Origin of the sequence: Lentzea sp. NBC_00516, assembly GCF_036346835.1 — a bacterium.
Classification (GTDB): domain Bacteria; phylum Actinomycetota; class Actinomycetes; order Mycobacteriales; family Pseudonocardiaceae; genus Lentzea; species Lentzea sokolovensis.
Window position 1 is genome coordinate 1298385 of the sequence record NZ_CP107840.1, and the last position, 18521, is coordinate 1316905.

Consider the following 18521-nt stretch of genomic DNA (forward strand, 5'->3'; position numbering starts at 1 on the left):
GATGTGTATCGCGTCTATATCGGCGGAAAGGGCTCGTCCTCGCCTTCGTCGTTCACGTGCTCGGCTCCGCTCGCTTCTTGGATGCGCACACACAGGCGGCTGAGGCAGGCTGTTGACTCTTCCTGGTCAAGGCTGATCTTGCTGAGCGCCTGGAGGATCGACTCGTAGCCTTCTACTGCGGACTTTTCTTCGACGAAAAGGCTGGAGTTCTCGGTCGTGGTCCAGATCAGTGGCTGGTACTTCGGGAACTTGAGCTGTGTGAACGGACCTGCGATGCCGGCATGCACACCGGCTGCTGCGGGCACGATTAGAACCTTGACCCTCTTCCAACTCGCCGTGAGCATGAGGCGGCATAGCTGGGTGGCGTGCACTTCGTGCCCGCCGACTTGAAGTGCGAGCGCGAACTCGTGGATGTAGAAGGTGCAGTCGACGCCGTTGCGAAGCAGTTCCTGCAACTCGTGCAGCGTGCGCAACCGCTCGTCCACCTCGGTCGCTGGCACCGTTGCGGAGGCGGCCAACCACGCACGGGCGTGGTCAGTTGTCTGGAGGAGATCCGGGATCGCATGCGGATGCCAGCTGACTAGGGACTCGGCCGCGGCAAGTTGGGTCCGAGCGGTGAGCGGCCGGATCGGCATGCACTTGCCGTGCGGCTGCCACCAGCCGTCCAACTCCCTGCCTGGAAAGAGGTCCAGCAGGCGTTCACGTTCTGGCTCGGGGACTCGGCAGGCGCCGAGCACCAGTAGAACGTCCTGGAGGATGACCCCTCCCTTGCCGTTCACCATGTCTGAGACCTTGGCTTCCTGCCAACCCAGCACGTCGGCAAGTTCTCGGCCGGTCATCCCCGACCGTGCGATTGCCGCTCGCATGCCTTCGCCGAACGCTCGGCCGCGCACGGTTGAGTATCTAAGAGGCATGTCCGGATTCCTCGTTCTGGTGCGAAAACTTGGCGAGATGCGTGGCATTTGGGCGCTCATACGCCTGAAGGGCTGTGTGGTCTCGCCGTGGTCGGTCGGCGCCTTGTCGAGCGCCATCTCGTTGAGCTGGTTCTCGCGGCGCTGTGACAGCAACTCGGACCGCTGTTCGTTGGTGAACGACAACCACTTCTCGCCTAGCGCTTCGGCTGTTAGGTCTTCCATCCGAGCGTCCGGTTAGTGGCTGGCCCTCTGGTGACGGCGGCGTGCGGCTGCTCGCTGCCACCAGTCGAGGTGGTCGCCGATGATCCATGTCCATGTCGTCGCTGCCACGAGGCTGAGGGCGATCGTGATTGCGATCATCGGCGCTCCCTTCACGAAGGTGTGCGTTTGGGGTGTCCGGTGATGTGTCTGAGGCGGACGCGGAGTCCTCACGCCACCGGACGGTCTGACGGGTGTTGAGTGGGCGTGTCAGACTGAAATCAAGATTTCATCAGCGCTCGGTCAGCGGAACGGCCTGTGGGCGACCGGGGGACGTCCTGATGCGACCTGGCGAGTTGGGAGGGGCGATGCGGACGTTTCGCACCGTGCTTGAGCAGCGGATTTGGGAACGCCGGCTGACGCTGGAGGAGTTTGTCGAGGAAGCCGAGCTGTACGCGCGGGAGCACAGGGAGCCGGGCACGCTTGGGCTTCGGCACCTTCAGCGGCTCGTTGCTGGGCGTCGGTCTGCTGACGAGCCTCTGGGCCAGGTGAAAGCGAGTACCGCCCGGCTGCTGGAGAGCATGTTCGGTTCGACGGTCGAGGTGTTGCTGTCTCCACCAATGGAGGGCAGCCCTGGGGGAAGCTCGGTCGGCATATCGGCTCATCCGGGCCTGGCGGGTGCGTTCGAGTGGCTGGATGGTGCGGCTGGCTGGCTGTCAGGTTCGGCCGCGGCGAAGGTGAGTGCAGGACTGAAGGTCGCTGACGTCGGGATGTTCCAGGGACAGCGGGCACGGCGTAGTCGGATCAGCCGGCAGCAGATCGCGGACGCGGTGCGGCGGTACTACCGAGTCAACGACACGTTCGGGGTTCGAGGCCTGGGCTTGGATGTGCAGACCAGCGTGTTCACGCGGTCCGAATGGAGCGGCCTTGGGCTGCCGCTCGATGCCGGCAATGAGCGGCTGGCCCTCGTACAGGGAGATGGGGCGGCACCCGTCTTGAGTGCAGGTTGCGCGGAGGCGGCTGTCCAGCGGCTCGTGATGGCTGCTGCTCTTGGCGTGCGGTTCGCGAACCTGCCGCTGTACCGGTTGGCGGAGATCGACGTCAGCGCACGCGGCATCGGTGGGGCTGTCGACGTGGGGAGCTTTGTCGAGTACGCGCTGACGATGGACCTGCTCGAAGCGGAGTTGGCGGACGCGGTGGTAAGCGGCTCTAAGGCTCTGAACCCGTTGCGGGACAGGTACTTGCCGGACATGGATGCTGTGGTCGATGTCGCCGGGCGCGTGTGTGCAGGTGGGGTTCTGTCGCTCGTTGCGATTGCGCGGCCAGCGGACCCGTTCCGTGGTGCTGCGGACTACGCGTTGATCGTGCAGACGCGGTCGGACCAGGTTGTGAACGCCGCTGGGAAGTTGGCGGTCATCCCGAAGGGCTTCCATCAGCCGCTTACCGATCCTCGGGCTGATGTCCGGATCGGTGCGACGCTTCGGCGAGAGCTGGAAGAGGAGTTGTTCGGGCGCGACGATGTGGACGTGACTGCAGGTGCTTCGCGGGCGGCATCGCCAATGCATCCTGGGCGCTGGTCTGCGCCGATGAGGTGGCTGGAGGATGAGCCAGGCCGGATGCGGATGGAGTGCACCGGGTTCGGGCTGAACCTCGTCAGCGGCAACTACGAGTTCGCGACACTCGTCGTCGTTGAGGACGAGGAGTTCTGGCCGCGGTTCGGTGGGCAGCTTGAGGCGAACTGGGAGGCGTCCGGGTTGACGTTGTACTCCAGCCTCGACGGCGAACTCATCACGGACCTGGTGCAGCAGGAGGCTTGGAGCAACGAAGGGTTGTTCGCGTTGCTCCAAGGGCTCCGGCGGCTGCGTGAGATCGGTGGCTCGCGGGTGAGCCTGCCGAGCTTCGAGGTGTCAGGTCTGTGAGGGCCAGCGGACAGTCATGACGACGGAGTCCGCGAGGGCTTCCCACGAGTGGTCTACGCCCGGTCCCCACATGATGTAGTCACCCTGACGGCTCATGGTCTTGCTGCCGTCAGTGGTGTCTACGCGGAAGTTGCCTTCTACCAACAGGACCAGGGTCGTGCGCTGGTCGTCTGCGGTCCAATCTGGACGCTTGTCGCCGGCGGGGTGAGTTCCCCACTTCACTTCGACGTCCTTTTGGGAGCGGACGCCGATCGACGGGTCGATGAAGTGTCCGACCAGCCACCCGCGGGTCTCCGTGCTGTCGTCCGCGGCGTTGCCGGCCTGCCAGTTGGCGGTCACCTGATCTCCCATTCGATCTCTGGCAGGTCTACGCGGGTGCCGCCGATCTCGCGGAGGCGGCGTAGGCCCTGCAGAAGGGCGAAGAGCCCTTCGTTGCTCCAAGCTACATCGTTGACGAGTTCGTCCAGGAGCTCCGCGTCGCGGCTGGAGTACTGGTGCAGACGGGACGCTTCCCAGTTGGCTTGGACGTCACCGCCGTAGCGGGTCCAGAACTCCACGTCTTCGATGACGATGAGGCTGGCGAACTCGAAGTTGCCGCTCACGAGGTTCAGGCCGAAGCCTGTGCACTCCATGCGAAGGCGGCCGGGTTCGGCCAGCAGCCAGCGCATCGGCTCGGAAAGCCGGCTTGGATGCATGGGGTCTGCGTGGCGCTGTTCGCCGACGGTGTTGTCCACGTCGTCGCGGCCGAACAGTTCCTCTTCCATCTCGCGGCGGAGGGTCGCGCCAACCTGTGTGTCGGCGCGGAAGTCCGTTAGCGGCTGGTGGAAGCCCTTCGGGATCACGGCCAGGCGGCGGGCTGCGTTGATCACGTGGCCTGAGCGTTCCTGGACAAGGAGGAGGTAGTCCGGTTCGCTGCGGAACGCGTCTGCGGGGCGGGCGATGGCCGTGAGCGCGAGGGCTCCGCCTGCGCACATCCGGTCGCCGACGTTCAGCGCTGCCGTCAGGTTCGGCATGTAGGTGTCGCGGAGGGGGAGTGCGCCGGGGCTCGTCGGCTTGTCGGTCGTGAGCGCGTCGACCAGCTCGCCTTCGAGCAGGTCCATCGTCACCACGTACCCCACGAAGTCCGTCACGCCCACGGTGCCCGCAAGCTGGTGCTTCCGCATGTCCACGTCGAGCAGCCGGAACAGCGGCATGTTCACCATGCGGTGTCCCAGGGCCAGCGTTTCGGCCAGCCGTTGCGCGGCGCGGTCTGCGCTCGCCTCGTCCATCGTGATGTTGTCGGCTGGGGTTACGCCGGCGAGCTTCAGCTTGTCGTGCTTGGGGAACAGCAGGCAGTCGAGGTCCAACCAGTCCGGGTGCGTCAGCACGGTCGTCGAGGCTGCCGTGTTTGTGCCGAACGTTGCTGAGTAGCGGCCGTGGCCGGTGGTCGAGGTGCCGTAGTAGTTCGCGAGTGCGCTCGCAGTGTCGCGTTGATTCACGCGGCCACGGAGGACTCCGCGGTCCTGGAGGGCGTGCAGGTCGAGCGCTGCTAGGCGTGCAGCTACTTCGCGGCGGGCTGTGCCGGGATCCCAGCCTGCGTGGGCGTCGAGCCAGTCGAGAGCGGCGACGATCGTCGCGTCTTCGCTGAGACGGAGTTCCGCGTCCTTGGACGCGCCGTCCGGGAGGTCCAGCGGTCCGCCGTTGATCAGCTCATGGAAACGGTCAGCTGCGTCAGCGGGTGCGTTCGCCAGTGCGGTGTCGAGTGCGCGCTGGACTCCTGAGCGTGGCTTGGTGTCTGGCTTCTGGTGCCAGGAGGCCACGGTGCGGACGCCGATGCCGAGGTGTTCGGCGAAAGCCTCGTGAGTCATGCGCAGTGCTGCCTGGAGGCAACGCGCTGATTGGCCGGTCCACTCGTCGTTCACGCTCATGCTCGCGCTACCCCCGGAGCGCAGAACCTGCATTGAACTTGCATTGGACATGCATGGGTTCGGGCGCCGATTCACGCTGGAATTGGTGCATGGAAATCAAAGCGCTCAACCAGCAGAAACGCACAGTGCTACCGGTTCTCGCGGACTTGCTTCGCTACCGACGCGAGGTCCGACTTCAGGTCGTCGAGGCGTTCGGTGATGTCGATCAGGCGCTGTTCGACACTGTCCAAACGCGACCACAGCGAGTCGCCGGGGTCGGTGATCGGCTCGTCTCGCTCGGGTGGGCGGCGGCCGTGCAGCACCGCGTCGAGGTGCATCGGGTGCCAGCCCATGGCTGTAGGCAAGGACTCCAGCGTCCGCGGCCCTCGCCGGCGCTCCACTGTGTTGTGTTGGATCTCGCGGACGATCGCCTGGGAGACGTTCGAGCGTTCTGCTAGCTCGCGTTGACGCCAGCCGAGCTCGTTCACGCGCTCGTTGATGGCTCTGGCGACTGCCGCCCAATCCTCCGACACGTAATTCCTCCGCGTTCCGCCTCGGCGCTGATATTAGCCGCCTTGCGCTGTTTGGAGACGTGACACGGCGCATTTCGCGCTGTGCGGGATCAAGCGCGCCTTCGTATGCGCTGAAATCAATCAATTAGAGCTGAAATCGTCAGCTCGCTCTTTGAAGGGCCTATTCCTATGCGCACTTCTGTGTCTTCTGTTCACTCCATCCGCGAGACCGCTTGGGTGCTCGGTATCAGCGAGGGACTCGTGTTTCGGGCGATCCGGCTCGGGCTGTTGACGGCTGAGCGCCAGTACGGCCGTCTCGTCGTCCCCAGTAGCTCGCTTCGGCGAGTGCTTTCGGAGCCGGGGGCGCTTCGTGACTGATCTGCGGCTGGTCGGCATTGCCTGGTCGCTGGACCACTTGCGATGGGTGCCGACCGATGAGTTGACCGACGTCGTCGAGAGCGACGGGCTGTGCATGTGGGCGTTCACGGGGGAACCACCGTGGGCGGACGAAGAGCTCACCGATCGGGAGTTGGCTCAGCGGCAGTGCTCGGGGTGTCCCGTGCGGGACGAGTGCTTGGAGTTGGAGTTGCGCACGGCCGGCGCTGAGACGGTCGGTGTGTGGGGTGCGCTGCCGGAGGACGAGCGGCGCGAGGTGCACCGGCACTGGCTCCAGCGCGGTGAACGGGCCGAGAGGGGGCCGCGCTCATGAACACCATCAGCGTGACGCCCACTCAGGTGCTGGCCGCGGCCGGCGTGCTCTTGGTTCTGGCGTTGGTCTGGCGGACTGGTTGTCGTCGGGCGAATGCGACAGCGAACGCGGCGCGGACGAGTGTGCGGCTGATATCTCTGGGTGGGCGGGTTGTCGTGAACGCCGTGCTGATCGTGATCGTTCAGTGGGTGATCATCACGAACCGCGGCGAGGGGTGCTTGCTGTTCGTGGCGCTCGGGGTGCCGGCGTTGCTGGCGTCGTTCACGTTGACCAGGGCGCTCACGGTGACCGCCTATGCGCCTCGTCGTCGTGGTGGTGATCGTAAGTGAGTGAACCGATCGAGCGGGTTGCCGTGCAGGTGGACCGGTTGTGCTGGACCGGCATTCTGCTGGGGCTTGCGTTCACCATGACCAACGTGCAGCAGTTCGCCGCGGCCGGAGCACCAGTGCGGTCGTTGACGTGGTTTGCAGCCTGGTTGCTGGACCCGATGGTGTCGCTGGTCCTGCTGGCGATCCTGCGAGCGGAACAGGTGACCGCTCGCAGGGGTGTGCGGCTCGGTGGATGGGTGCGGACGGCGAAGTGGTTCACGCTCGGCGCCACCTACGTCATGAACACCTGGAGTGCGTTCGTGGCCGGGTCTGCGGCACTCGTGGTTCTGCACTCCGTGCCGCCGCTGGTCGTGTTCGTCGCTGCCGAAGCGGTGACGGAGTTGCGGGACAAATTGGGTGCGGTGGAGGACGGGGTGCGGGTTCCTCGGACGTCGTTCGCGGAGTACCTCGCGGTCGCCCGCAAGACCAAGAAGGCAGGGGAGAAGGTCTCACCCGCATGGGTTCGCGAGGCCACCGGGTGTTCGCGCGGGCTGTCGTCCAAGCTGGCGGCGGCGTTGAACGAGGACCGGCGATGAGCGGCGAGTTGGTCCATTCCGAGCAGGTGCTCGAGGGTGAGGTGGTGGACGAGCGCGCGGCGCTGATGCGGCGCCTGGAGAGCACCTGGCGTGGTTCACGTGCGGTGCCGCCGGCGTTGAGATCGCGGCAGGCTCTGAGGGACGCGGTTAAGGGTGTATCCGCTTGGGCGGTCCGAGTGCCGTTCCGATGTGCGAGGGCAGTGGGTCGGGGCCTGGTGATCTCGGCGCGAGGCTGGCGGAACTGGGTCCGGGTTCGTGACTACCGCGAGGCCGCAGAGCAGTCGGAGAAACTGGCGGACAAGTTCGTCGAGATCCGGGCGCTGACATTGTTCCGGTGGAAGGTGACCGCCACCGTGCTGCTGGTCAGTGGCGTGGTTCTCGCGATCGCGAGACTGGCTTACGGCGATCTGGTGCTGTGGATCTTGGGAGGCGTCGGCGCGGTCGTACTGGCGGTCGCCGGCCGGGCGAAGGACGGTGCATCGGGCCGCAAGACCGTTCTCGCGGGGCCGCGGATCCTCATGTGGACGATGGACGCCCAGGTGCTGATCGACGTATTCCGGAACGCCAAGCTGATCGGAAAAGACGAAACCCTGCGGCTGGTCGAACGGCCGTCCCGGCAAGGTGACGGGTGGGCGTTGACGGTAGACCTGCCTGCTACGCGCAAGGCTGCCGATGTCGTGAAGAACCGGGAGGAGCTGGCGTCCGCACTGGCGGTGGACGAGATCCAGCTCAGTGTGGAACGGGTGCGCGGAGAGGGTGGCCATGCCGGTCGCGTGGCGATCTGGGTGGCCGACAAAGACCCGTACGCCTCACCACCTGTTCGGACACCGTTGCTCGAGGTGCGGCGTTGGGACGCGTGGAAGCCGGTGCCTTTCGGGACAGACGCGCGTGGACGTCGGATCGACCTGTCGCTGGTGTGGACGTCGTTGCTCATCGGTGCGATTCCGCGGCAAGGCAAGACGATGGCTGAACGGCTCGCCGTTGCCGGACTAGTACTCGATCCGCACGCACGGCTCTACGTCGCGGACTTCAAGAACGGGAAGGACTGGCGGGCAGCGGAGCAGGTCGCGCATCGATTCATGGCAGGTGACGACGGTGAACACGTGTTGATGTTCATGGACTGGCTGGAGGAGCTGGTTGACGACGTGCAGCAGCGCTATCGCCGGATGCAGCACCTGGACGACGTGACATGTCCCGAATCGAAGGTGACGCCCGCGATGTCCAGGGACCAGTCGCTGGACATGCCGCTCACTGCGTTGATCGTCGACGAAGTCCACATCGCACTGGAGGACCGCACGTCCGTGCTGGTGCAGGGCAAGCGGCTCACGGCGGGCGAGAGGATCGGTGAACTGCTGACGTGGCTCGCGAAGAAGGCACCGGCTGCGGGTCTGGTGATGGTGCTCGCTACCCAGAGACCGGACAGCACCACGATCCCGTCGAAGCTGCGAGCAGTCCTCGGATCACGGTTCGCGTTGCGGGTCATGGACTGGCGTGACAGCAACATCGTGCTGGGTGATCAGATGAACACCCGCGGGTACGACAGCAGCAGACTCCTCCCATCGCACAAGGGTGTGGGAATCCTGCGCCCTGACGGCGAAACGCAGCTCGGTGCCGACGTCCTGGCGCTGACGGTACGAACGTTCTACATGCCTAACGACGACTGGAGGGTGATCTGCGAACGAGGCCGCGCGCTGCGTGAAGCGGAAGGAAAGTTGACGGGCCACGCCGCTGGGCAGGATGCGCTGCCGGCCCGTGATCGCGAGGCGGTCGTGATCACGGGCGGGAAGTCGGACCACGATGGAGACAGGCTGCCGGAGCCGTTGGCTTCGGTCGCGCATTACCTGGGCAAAGACCTGAGTGAACGCGAGTTCATACCCACTGCGGAGTTGGTGAAGGCACTGGATGTCGAGCCCACGACATTCGGGAAAGAGATGGGTGATCTCGGATGTTCTCCCGCGCGCCAGTACGTCCACGACGGGGAAAACACACGGCGCGTTCGCGGCTACTTGACAGCGGGCATCCGAGCTGCGATTGCCGAGTCGGTATGAGGGACAGGGCGCCCTGGTGACCTGTCCCAGCTGTCCCGCAAGGATCGCTCGCGGACAGGCCGGCGGGACGGGTTCAAGTAGGCACTTGAGCTGCGCTGATTGCTCGATCCGGAGCAGGGGACGGGTGGCCGGGTTGGGTCTGCTCGGGTGCGATTTCAGGCACTGAGTCGGCGGCGAGGGTCACGGCGAACCCGTCCCGGGACGGGTGGTGTGAACTGCAGAAACAAGCTTGTTCGACGGTGTTCTCGTAGTGGCCGAGAAAGTGAGCCCGGCGAAGTTGACATAAGGCAGAAGGGTGGTTGACCATTTGGTCAACCACCCTTCTGCCTTACCTTTGTGTCCGAGGGGGAATTCGGTCCCAATATGTAGCAAGCTTGCGCAGTTCGTGTGTTCATGCGCTATTGGATAGCTCGAACCTAGTATGGAGGGCCAGTCGACTCGATTCAATCTTTCGTCGCTAAGTTATGTCGACCGGGGCCAAGAAATTTAGCGGCGAACTGTCGGACCGCACGATGATCTGGAATCAGACCAGGGCATCTGCAAGATGCTCGTCGCTTCGAATCGGCGCGGGTTGCTCATGGCCATCACCACGTGCGATTCAGGCTTCGATGACGACCGGGATGACCACCGGTCGGCGGCGGTATGTGCGTTGTGCCCACATTTGCACCTGCTGGCCGATGAGACGTTCGAACTCCGCCACGTCGGTGGTGCTCCTCTCCGCCGCGCCCGCGAGGGCCTTCTCGATGGCGGGGATCACCGGCAGGAACGTCGAGGCGTCGTGTTCGAAGCCGTGGGCGATGAAGTCGGGTGTGTCGTCGAGCCGCCCGGTGTCGGTGTCGATGATGGCGACCACGGTGATCATGCCTTCTTCGCCCAGCGTGCGGCGCTGCGCCAGGGAGTCCTCGGTGACGCCGCCGACTGTCTGGCCGTCGACGTAGATGTTGTGGATCTCGACCTGGCCGGTGACCGAGGCCCGGCCCTCGTGCAGGTCGATGACGTGGCCGTTCGCGGCGACGAGCACCTGGTCGCGGTCGACCCCGGTCTTGACGGCCAGCTCGGCGTTGGCCCGCAGGTGGCGTGCCTCGCCGTGCACGGGCAGGACGTTGGTGGGTTGCACGAGGTTGTAGCAGTAGACCAGTTCACCGGCGCTGGCGTGCCCGGAGACGTGGACCTTGGCGTTGCCCTTGTGCACCACGTTGGCACCGAGGTCGGTCAGGCCGTTGATCACGCGGTAGATGGCGTTCTCGTTGCCGGGGATCAGAGAGCTGGCCAGCAGGACGGTGTCGCCCTCGACGATGACGATCTCGTGCTCGCCGGCCGCCATGCGGGACAGAGCGGCCATCGGCTCTCCCTGCGACCCGGTGCACACCAGGGTCACCTGGTGGGCGGGAAGCCGGTTGGCGTCCCTGATGTCGACGACGAGTCCGTCGGGCACCTTCAGGTATTCCAGTTCGGTGGCCAGGCCCATGTTGCGGACCATGGAGCGGCCGACGAAGGCGACCTTGCGGCCGTGCGCCGCGGCGGCGTCGAGGACCTGCTGGATGCGGTGCACGTGGCTGGCGAAGCTGGAGACGATCACCCGGCGCGGCGTGGTGCGGAACACCTCGTCGATCGCGGGCGCGAGATCGCGTTCCGAGGTGGTGAAGCCGGGCACGTCGGCGTTGGTGGAGTCGACGAGGAACAGGTCGACACCCTCCTCGCCGAGGCGGGCGAAACCGCGGAGGTCGGTGATCCGCTTGTCGAGCGGGAACTGGTCCATCTTGAAGTCACCGGTGTGCAGCACGAGACCGGCGTCGGTGCGGATGGCGATGGCCAGACCGTCGGGGATGGAGTGGTTGACGGCGAGGAACTCCAGGTCGAACGGACCCTGAGCGAGCTGTTCGCCTTCCTTGACCTCGACCAGGACGGGCTTGATCCGGTGCTCGGCCAGCTTGGCGGCCAGGAACTTCAGCGTGAGCCGGGAGCCGATGACCGGGATGTCCCGTCGTTCCCGCAGCAGGTACGGCACGCCCCCGATGTGGTCCTCGTGGCCGTGGGTCAGCACGATGGCGACCACGTCGGCCAGCCGGTCCCGGATGCAGCTCCAGTCCGGGAGGATCACGTCGACGCCGGGCTGGTGCTCCTCGGGGAACAGGACCCCGCAGTCGACGATGAGCAGCTTGCCCTCGTGCTCGAACACGGTCATGTTCCGGCCGATCTCACCGAGGCCGCCGAGGGCGATGACCCGCAGGGCATCCGGGGCGAGTGCGGGCGGAGGGGTGGACGTTCGAGCCATGGTCACACCCTCACGTTACGTGAGAGTTGCCGGTGAGAGGAAATCCGCGACGCGGGCCAGGCGTGATGTTCGTCAGTCCGAGGGCAGGTGGGACCGCAGCGTCGTGGCGAAGTCCTCGGCGATGCGCAGCTGCGCGCGCAGCTGCTGACAGCGTTCGTCGGCGGCGGTCCAGAACCCGGACAGGCGGTCGAGGTGCTTGTCGCGATTGGGATCGTCGCCAGTGGACAGCGCGTCGAGGATCCCGAGCAGCTCGCGCATCTCCTCGAGCTGGAAGCCGAGCGGTTTCATCCGCTTGATCACGTCGAGGCGTTGCACGTCAGGCTCGGTGTAGAGGCGGAAACCACCCTGGCTGCGTGCGCTCGGCACCACCAGGTCGACCTCCTCGTAGTACCGGATCGTGCGCAGCGACAGACCGGTCCTCTCGGCTGCCTCGCCGATCTGCATGTGCTCGCCCACAACATCCCTTCCCGAACTGCGTCACGATCACCAGCCATTCTGGTGCTCGTACCCCCACTCGTGCCTCCGGGGGCAGGTTCAGATTACCGTCACGTGAGGGTAGAGTTTGGCGAGATGTCGTCTAACCCCGAAGGATCGCGAATGACCACCGCCACCCCGGTGACCGCCTCGTCCGCAACCGTGCTCGCGGAAGCGGAACGCAGGCGCACCTTCGCGGTGATCAGCCACCCGGACGCGGGCAAGTCGACCATGACCGAGGCGCTGGCCCTGCACGCGAAGGTGATCTCCGAGGCTGGCGCGGTGCACGGCAAGGCCGGTCGGCGCGGTGTGGTGTCGGACTGGATGGAGATGGAGAAGGCGCGCGGGATCTCCATCACGTCCGCCGCGTTGCAGTTCTCCTACCGCGACTGCGTGATCAACCTGCTGGACACTCCCGGCCACGCCGACTTCTCCGAGGACACCTACCGGGTGCTGTCGGCGGTGGACTGCGCGGTCATGCTGCTCGACGCGGCCAAAGGCCTGGAGCCGCAGACCCTCAAGCTGTTCGACGTCTGCCGCTACCGCGGCATCCCCGTGATCACGTTCATCAACAAGTGGGACCGTCCCGGCCGGGACGCGCTGGATCTGTGCGACGAACTGGGCGAGCGGATCGGGCTGCAGGCGATGCCGCTGACCTGGCCGGTCGGCGACGCCGGCCACTTCCGCGGCGTGCTCGACCGCCGCAGCGGGCACTTCGTGCGCTACCAGCGCACCGCGGGCGGAGCCACCGCCGCGGGCGAGGAGCACCTGCTGCCGAGTCAGGCCGAAGCCGAGGAGGGCGCGGGCTGGACGCGTGCCTGCGAGGAAGCGGAACTGCTCGGCGCGTCCGGCGGTGAGTTCGAGCTCGAGCGGTTCCTCGCCGCCACGGCGACACCGGTGCTCTTCGGATCGGCGGTGCTCAACTTCGGTGTGCGGCAGCTGCTCGACCTGCTCGTCGAGATCGCGCCCCGCCCCACCGCGCGGCCGGATGCCGCCGGTGATCCGCGCAAGCTGGACGCGCCGTTCTCGGCGTTCGTGTTCAAGGTGCAGACGGGCATGGATCGCGCGCACCGCGACCAGATCGCGTTCGCGCGTGTGTGCTCCGGCGTGTTCGAGCGAGGCATGGTCGTGACCAACGCCGCCACGGGCAAGCCGTTCGCCACCAAGTACGTGCAACAGGTCTTCGGCCAACAGCGCTCCACCTTGGACACTGCCTTTCCCGGTGATGTGATCGGATTGGTCAACGCCACCGCGCTGGGCGTGGGCGACACCCTGCACGCGGGCAAACCCGTGGTGCGTTTCCCTGGTCTGCCCAGCTTCGCGCCGGCGCACTTCGCCGTCGCGCGACCGGCGGACCTCAGTCGCTCCAAGCAGTTCCGCAGAGGCATCGAGCAATTGGAGTCCGAAGGCGTCGTGCAGATCCTGCGTTCGTTGCGTCGCGGTGACGGGGCGCCGGTGTTCGCCGCGGTCGGTCCCATGCAGTTCGAGGTCGCGGCACATCGCCTCGAAGCGGAGTTCAAGTCGCCCGTGCGGCTGGAACCGTTGCCCTACACCGTCGTGCGCCGCCTGGCCGACCCCAGGCAACGGTCCCTGGTGGACGGCAACCGCACCGAGGTGCTCACCCGCACCGACGGCGTGGACCTCGCCCTGTTCGTCGACTCCACCGCGCTGGGCGTCATGCGGCGCCTGCATCCCGAGGTGCGACTGGAGTCCCTCGTCGCAGGAACCGACGACTGACCGTCCTTCGCTGGGGGAGAAGTCTGCGCTGCACCTGGAGGAAGCGGATCGCTACTGTGTGACGAGCGATCCGCCTTTCTAGCCGTCTACGGCGCGGACGTGCAGCCCAACGATGTCGACGTTGTGCCGTCGCCGGAACCGGATAACCTCCAGCGCTTCGCGGACCCGCTGGTGGAACCGGACGCGGTGCCAGCCCACGACCCGAGCTGGCGCAACGGGCTCACAGAAGAACAATGCCGTGCTGACCGCACCATGACCAGATTCGCCACTCAGGCCAGCACGACCTGGAGCAGATAGGCACCTGGTGATCACACAAGCCACCTGCACAGGGCTAAAGCGTCAGCTGGTCGGGTCACCGTCGTGCGGGTCCGCCGCTGAGAGACGAGGCGCTGTCAGAGTCTGATCAACGCCTGGACCGGGAGGTGGTCGGACGGGAGCCGGCCACCTCGCTGGAAGGTGTTGATCGCCGCGGCCAGGAGCACCCGGACGCCTCGGATGAGAATCCAGTCGATGCGCGACCCGTTCGGCACGAGCGGCCGGTAGCCGTGGAACGTCGCGTACAGCGGGGTACGGCGTTCCGCGGTGGCGAGCCAGGAGTCGGTCAGGCCCGCCCCGCTCGTCAGGATGTCGTGTGTGGGCGCGGCGGGTGCGGCGTTGAAGTCACCGGTGAGCACAACTGGCAGTCCCGGCGCGATGGCACCGACCCGGTCACGCACCAGCTCCGCGCTGCGCAGGCGGGAGGTCTCGGACTCGTGGTCGAAATGAGTGTTCACGACGACGAACTGCTTGCCTGTCACGCGATCGGTGAACCGCACCCACGTGACCATGCGGATCACCTTGTTGCCCCACGACTTCGAGCCTGCCACGGTCGGCGTCGCGGACAGCCAGAAGTGGTCGAACTCGAGGGGATCGACCCGCGAGCTGTCGAAGAACACGGCCGTGAACTCGTCCCTGCTGCCCCCGGCCCTGCCGACACCGATCCAGTCGTACTGCGGGGGCAGGTCGCGCTCGATGTCCTTGAGCTGAGCGAAAAGGCCCTCCTGCGTGCCGATCACGGTCGGCTGCTCGCGCCGCAGCAGCTCGGCCATGATCGGCCGTCTGGTTGTCCACGAGTTCGGTTCGTGGAGCGAGGCGTATCTCAGGTTGAACGACATGATGTGCAACGAATCGCCGCGTGCGGGTCCGATCAACGGCCGCTCGGAGGCCCCCGCATTCGCTGCGTTCATCAGGCTTGCTGCCAACAGGATGACGCAGACCAAGACTCGCACGGCTGACTACCTCCGACGGCAGGGACGTCTTTCTCACAGTGACGCGCACCTGCTGCCCGCGTTGCGTGGGGTTGTGTTGGCCTTCTGTGCTTGGAAATGCTTCTTTGCAGCTCAAAGCGTGTTGCAGGTCTTCAGTCCGAACGGTCGCACCTCGTCTCGATACGCTTCACACCATCTGTCTGGGAGATCTTGAATCGCGTGGGCATAGATCCGGCTCCGCGTCGATGCGGTCCGGCCTGGCGCGAGTTCTGACTGCGCAGGTCGAGGGGATCATCGCGGTGGACGCTACGGCCTGGTCAACCGCGCACTCCCGCTGACGAGGTCGACGCTTTCGTCGATCGGCTGGCGCGCCGGATCACCCGCCTGCGCCCCGAGGTCGTCGCCGCCATCAAGGCCACTGTCGAGCCTCTGAGTGGTCGCGCGTCCTTGTCAGAGCAAGGATTCTCACCGTCCAACAACGACGGTGAGACCTTCCGGGCTGATCCTCTGCCTGCCAACGCGTCCAGCAGGGGATGAATGTCTCGGTGTGCTGCTGTTCCAGCATCCTGCTCGGTGCTTTCGCACATATCCAGATCGTGCAGTGTGATGGCGTCGTGTCCGCCGAGAGCCGGCGGATCGATCCGAAAGGGTTCGCCCGTCACGGCCGCGAGGTCACGCTTTGTGATCGGGTGGCCCTTGACGAGTAGTCGTGGTAATCCTAGGTTCATTGCCAGCTGACAACGACTGTCCACAACGGAATACGCGCCCCAACCTGCGCTTGGCTGCTGTTCACGTGGTCTCCCGACCGCGCCGGAAGGGTGGGAAATGACACTCTCGTACGATCCGAAGGCGCGACGTCCGACGAACGACATCGGCTCCGGTCCCACCGCGGTGCGGATCTCCCTGCTGGGCCCCGTGAGCGCGTGGGGTGCCGATGGCGAGGTCGAGCTCGGCTCCGCGCAACGCAAAGCGGTGCTGGCGGTGCTCGCGCTGCAGGCAGGTCACTCGGTCAGCAAGAGCGAACTCGTGGACGCTCTCTGGGGTGACGAGCCGCCCGCGACCGCTCAAGGCAGCATCTACTCCCACATCTCCGGCCTGCGCGCCTCACTCGAGCCACACCGGCCACGGCGTTCCGAGGGAACGCTCCTCACCTCCGTGGGGGCGGGCTACTGCCTGACGCTGCCAGGAGACGCTGTCGACGTCACTCGGTTCCAGCAGCTGCGCGACGAGGCGAGGGCGTGCCGCAACAACCGTGACACCCTTGGGGAGCTGGCAGCTCTCGAGACCGCGCTCGACCTGTGGCGCGGCGACGCGCTGGATGGCACACCCGGACCTTTCGCGGCCAGGCAGCGGGCCCGGCTCGCCGAACTGAAGCTCGACGCCGTCGAGCGGCGTGCGCGTATCCTGCTCAACGCGGGCAGGCCGCACCTGCTCATCGACGACCTGCACGAGCTGACCAGGAGACACCCGCTGCGCGAGGGCCTGCACGGGCTTCTCATGCAGGCCCTGTACTTGACTGGGCGTCGCCAAGCCGCCATCGGCGTGTTCCAGCGGCAGCGCAGCGCCACGGTCGAGAGCCTCGGCACCGAGCCGGGCGGATCGCTGACCACGGTGCACGACAAGATCGTGCGCGACGACCCGGCGCTGCGCTGGACCGTCGACGGCGTTCCCGGCATGACCCGGCCCATCCCGCTCGTCACGAAGACGCTGCGACCCACCACCCGTCGCCTGATCGGGCGCGTGTCGGAGATCGCGGCGGTGCGTACCGCGGTCACGTCGGTCACAAGGGGGACAGGCGGGGTTCTCTGGCTCGAAGGAGAGCAGGGCATAGGCAAGACGGCGGTGCTGAACGAGGCGCTCGCCGACGCGCGGGGCTGCCAGCTCGCCTGGGTCACCGCCGACGAGTTCGGACAGGTCGTGCCCCTTCGCGCACTGGTGGACGGCCTGGACGTGACGAGGTTGTCGCCGGATCCGCGCAGGGCCTCGCTCGCAGCCACCGTCCGCAGGGTGGAACTCTCGACGACCGCACAAGACTCTTCGGGCACCGTGGCCGCTGTCGATGGTGTGCTCGCTCTCGTCGGCCAGTTGTGCGAGGACGGACCGCTGGTCCTGGTGGTCGATCAGCTGCACTGGGTGGACCCGGTGAGTCTGCACGTCCTGCGCCAGCTCGCGACCGAGACCGCGGCGATGCCGTTGCTGCTCGTCGTGGCGCTGAGGCCGGTGCCGAGTCGGCAGGAGATCGATCGGACGCGTGCGGTGCTGCGGCAGCACGGCCAAGTGATCACGCTGGGACCGTTGGCCGACGCCCAGGTCGACGACCTGGTCACCGCACTCGCCGGAGCCACGCCGGGTCCGGCTCTGCTCGAACTGTCTCGTCAGGCAGCGGGAAACCCCTGGCTGGTCGAAGTGCTCGTCGAGTACATGACCAGCTCTGGGGTGCTCGTGCCTGAAGACCACCAGGTCGATCTCAAGGCCTGCTCGCCACCACCGAACCACTGCACGATCGTCGACGTGATCGAAGACCACATGCAGACGGTGCCCAAGCACATCCGGGACCTGCTGGGCTGGGCGTCACTGTGCGGCGACGGGTTCACCCTCGACGAGATCGCGGCGGCGCTCATGCTGCCGGCCCACGAGGTGTCCACAATGGTCGCCGACGCTGTCACAGGCGGCTACCTCGTCGTGTCCGGCGACGAGTTCTCGTTGCGTCACAAAATGATTCAGCGCGCGTTCTACGGCAGGTACGCGTCGGCGATCCGCGGGTCGCTGCATCGCCAGCTCGCGGAGGCGTGGATCGCCATCGGCAGGCCGCCGGAGCGGGTGGCCCAGCAGCTGATGCTCGTGCCGATCGACAACGGCTCGTGGCTGAACCACTGGCTGACCGAGAACGCCGCGGCGCTGTCGGTGCGTGCGCCGCGGCTGGCCTCGACCCTGCTCGGCCGGCTCGTGTCGTCGGATGCGATCTCGTCCACTCGCAAGGACAACTTCTCCGCGCTGCTCGTGAAGCCCGCGGTGTGGTGTGAAGACACTTCGGACTTCACGCGTGATCTGCTCGCCTGGTACTGGGGCGGGCAGTGGGAGGAAGCGCTGACCGCGCTGACCGCGGTGCGGCTGACGCACGGTACCGCCGCCCTGATCTGCGCCCATCGAGGTGAACCGGGCGAGGCACTCGCCACGCTGGAAGCCGTTGGGCGAGAGGCGGATCAGCGCGAGTCCGCCGTGGCTCGCGCAGCGAGCGCACTTGTCGCCGAACAGCGGGGCGAACCGGTCGCGGCCTGCGACGTGCTCGTCGGGCTGCTCGACGACGAGTCGGTTCCGGCGGACGACTGTGCCCGCTGGCTTCCCTGGCTGGTACGTCTTGCCGTGGACCAGGAGCGTGAGAGTGCCGCGCTGCGTGCCATCGCGGTGGCCGACAGCTTGCCGGAACAGCGGGCAACCGCTCTGCACTGCCGCGCGTTGCTGGCCCAGGATCCCGAGGCGGTGCTCGTCGCGTCGGGGGAGTACCGGCGGGCCGGCCGGGAGTTCGCGTACGCCCAGGCCGCGGAGGACGCGTCGGTTCTCCTCGTCGCACAGGAGCAACCGGAGAAGGCGGCGGAGGCGCTCGATGCCGCGGTCCAGTGCTTCACCCAGGTGCGGGCCAGGTGGGACATGCGACGCGCGTTCCTGCGTTTCGACCGTGCGGCTGATCATGTTTGAAA

At 66.4% G+C, this 18521-nt stretch carries 14 protein-coding genes; 7 read left to right on the top strand and 7 right to left on the bottom strand.

Going from position 1 to position 18521, the window contains the following annotated elements; genetic code table 11:
- Nucleotides 1-14: 14 nt before the first annotated feature.
- Complete coding sequence (locus OG205_RS05620) at nucleotides 15-1097, bottom strand: helix-turn-helix domain-containing protein (protein WP_330275166.1); 1083 nt, start codon at nucleotides 1095-1097, stop codon at nucleotides 15-17.
- A gap of 383 nt (nucleotides 1098-1480) precedes the next feature.
- Here OG205_RS05620 and OG205_RS05625 point away from each other — a divergent pair, with 383 nt between their 5' ends.
- Complete coding sequence (locus OG205_RS05625) at nucleotides 1481-3031, top strand: transcriptional regulator (RefSeq protein WP_330275167.1); 1551 nt, start codon at nucleotides 1481-1483, stop codon at nucleotides 3029-3031.
- On the opposite strand, the gene OG205_RS05630 is transcribed toward OG205_RS05625, so the two are convergent.
- The 3 genes from OG205_RS05630 to OG205_RS05640 all read right to left on the bottom strand — a co-directional run bounded on the left by OG205_RS05630 (nucleotide 3020) and on the right by OG205_RS05640 (nucleotide 5450).
- A complete protein-coding gene (locus tag OG205_RS05630) occupies nucleotides 3020-3370 on the bottom strand; it encodes a signal peptidase I (RefSeq protein ID WP_245982818.1) in 351 nt (116 codons plus the stop codon). The two genes, OG205_RS05625 and OG205_RS05630, sit on opposite strands and share 12 nt — an antisense overlap.
- Complete coding sequence (locus tag OG205_RS05635) at nucleotides 3367-4938, bottom strand: transcriptional regulator (protein ID WP_442916744.1); 1572 nt, start codon at nucleotides 4936-4938, stop codon at nucleotides 3367-3369. The genes OG205_RS05630 and OG205_RS05635 overlap by 4 nt, the downstream gene beginning before the upstream one ends.
- Nucleotides 4939-5066: 128 nt before the next feature.
- The gene (locus OG205_RS05640) at nucleotides 5067-5450 is read right to left on the bottom strand and encodes an XRE family transcriptional regulator (RefSeq protein WP_330275169.1); all 384 of its coding nucleotides are present in this window, start codon (nucleotides 5448-5450) and stop codon (nucleotides 5067-5069) included.
- A 349-nt stretch (nucleotides 5451-5799) separates the two neighbouring features.
- On the opposite strand from OG205_RS05640, the gene OG205_RS05645 reads away from it, so the two are divergent.
- Genes OG205_RS05645 through OG205_RS05660 form a run of 4 tightly spaced genes read left to right on the top strand, consistent with a single transcriptional unit; the run spans nucleotide 5800 to nucleotide 9090 of the window.
- The gene (locus tag OG205_RS05645; RefSeq protein WP_442916745.1) at nucleotides 5800-6138 is read left to right on the top strand and encodes a WhiB family transcriptional regulator; all 339 of its coding nucleotides are present in this window, start codon (nucleotides 5800-5802) and stop codon (nucleotides 6136-6138) included.
- Nucleotides 6135-6467 carry a hypothetical protein gene (locus OG205_RS05650; protein ID WP_330275170.1) on the top strand — a complete coding sequence of 111 codons (333 nt, stop codon included), beginning with the start codon at nucleotides 6135-6137 and terminating at the stop codon, nucleotides 6465-6467. The genes OG205_RS05645 and OG205_RS05650 overlap by 4 nt, the downstream gene beginning before the upstream one ends.
- Nucleotides 6464-7042 carry a hypothetical protein gene (locus tag OG205_RS05655; RefSeq protein ID WP_330275171.1) on the top strand — a complete coding sequence of 193 codons (579 nt, stop codon included), beginning with the start codon at nucleotides 6464-6466 and terminating at the stop codon, nucleotides 7040-7042. Before OG205_RS05650 ends, OG205_RS05655 begins: the two co-directional genes overlap by 4 nt.
- Complete coding sequence (locus OG205_RS05660; protein ID WP_330275172.1) at nucleotides 7039-9090, top strand: FtsK/SpoIIIE domain-containing protein; 2052 nt, start codon at nucleotides 7039-7041, stop codon at nucleotides 9088-9090. The genes OG205_RS05655 and OG205_RS05660 overlap by 4 nt, the downstream gene beginning before the upstream one ends.
- Nucleotides 9091-9688: 598 nt before the next feature.
- On the opposite strand, the gene OG205_RS05665 is transcribed toward OG205_RS05660, so the two are convergent.
- Nucleotides 9689-11365, bottom strand: a complete 1677-nt coding sequence (locus tag OG205_RS05665; protein WP_330275173.1) for a ribonuclease J — start codon at nucleotides 11363-11365, stop codon at nucleotides 9689-9691.
- A 72-nt stretch (nucleotides 11366-11437) separates the two neighbouring features.
- A complete protein-coding gene (locus tag OG205_RS05670) occupies nucleotides 11438-11809 on the bottom strand; it encodes a MerR family transcriptional regulator (RefSeq protein WP_330278110.1) in 372 nt (123 codons plus the stop codon).
- Between the two features lie 153 nt (nucleotides 11810-11962).
- Here OG205_RS05670 and OG205_RS05675 point away from each other — a divergent pair, with 153 nt between their 5' ends.
- Entirely contained in the window at nucleotides 11963-13576 is a 1614-nt protein-coding gene (locus OG205_RS05675; RefSeq protein WP_330275174.1) for a peptide chain release factor 3, read from the top strand.
- A gap of 392 nt (nucleotides 13577-13968) precedes the next feature.
- On the opposite strand, the gene OG205_RS05680 is transcribed toward OG205_RS05675, so the two are convergent.
- Nucleotides 13969-14802, bottom strand: coding sequence for an endonuclease/exonuclease/phosphatase family protein (locus OG205_RS05680; RefSeq protein ID WP_330275175.1), 834 nt, complete (start codon nucleotides 14800-14802; stop codon nucleotides 13969-13971).
- A gap of 846 nt (nucleotides 14803-15648) precedes the next feature.
- On the opposite strand from OG205_RS05680, the gene OG205_RS05685 reads away from it, so the two are divergent.
- Complete coding sequence (locus OG205_RS05685; RefSeq protein ID WP_330275176.1) at nucleotides 15649-18519, top strand: BTAD domain-containing putative transcriptional regulator; 2871 nt, start codon at nucleotides 15649-15651, stop codon at nucleotides 18517-18519.
- The last annotated feature ends 2 nt before the right edge of the window (nucleotides 18520-18521 follow it).

What these genes read in the sequence shown, in the direction of transcription:
- OG205_RS05625 (WP_330275167.1), top strand. Translation starts at nt 1,481, where the DNA reads ATGCGGACGTTTCGCACCGTGCTTGAGCAGCGGATTTGGGAACGCCGG.
- OG205_RS05685 (WP_330275176.1), top strand. Translation starts at nt 15,649, where the DNA reads ATGACACTCTCGTACGATCCGAAGGCGCGACGTCCGACGAACGACATC.
- OG205_RS05635 (WP_442916744.1), bottom strand. Translation starts at nt 4,938, where the DNA reads ATGAGCGTGAACGACGAGTGGACCGGCCAATCAGCGCGTTGCCTCCAG.
- OG205_RS05650 (WP_330275170.1), top strand. Translation starts at nt 6,135, where the DNA reads ATGAACACCATCAGCGTGACGCCCACTCAGGTGCTGGCCGCGGCCGGC.
- OG205_RS05670 (WP_330278110.1), bottom strand. Translation starts at nt 11,809, where the DNA reads ATGCAGATCGGCGAGGCAGCCGAGAGGACCGGTCTGTCGCTGCGCACG.
- OG205_RS05680 (WP_330275175.1), bottom strand. Translation starts at nt 14,802, where the DNA reads ATGAACGCAGCGAATGCGGGGGCCTCCGAGCGGCCGTTGATCGGACCC.
- OG205_RS05660 (WP_330275172.1), top strand. Translation starts at nt 7,039, where the DNA reads ATGAGCGGCGAGTTGGTCCATTCCGAGCAGGTGCTCGAGGGTGAGGTG.
- OG205_RS05665 (WP_330275173.1), bottom strand. Translation starts at nt 11,365, where the DNA reads ATGGCTCGAACGTCCACCCCTCCGCCCGCACTCGCCCCGGATGCCCTG.
- OG205_RS05675 (WP_330275174.1), top strand. Translation starts at nt 11,963, where the DNA reads ATGACCACCGCCACCCCGGTGACCGCCTCGTCCGCAACCGTGCTCGCG.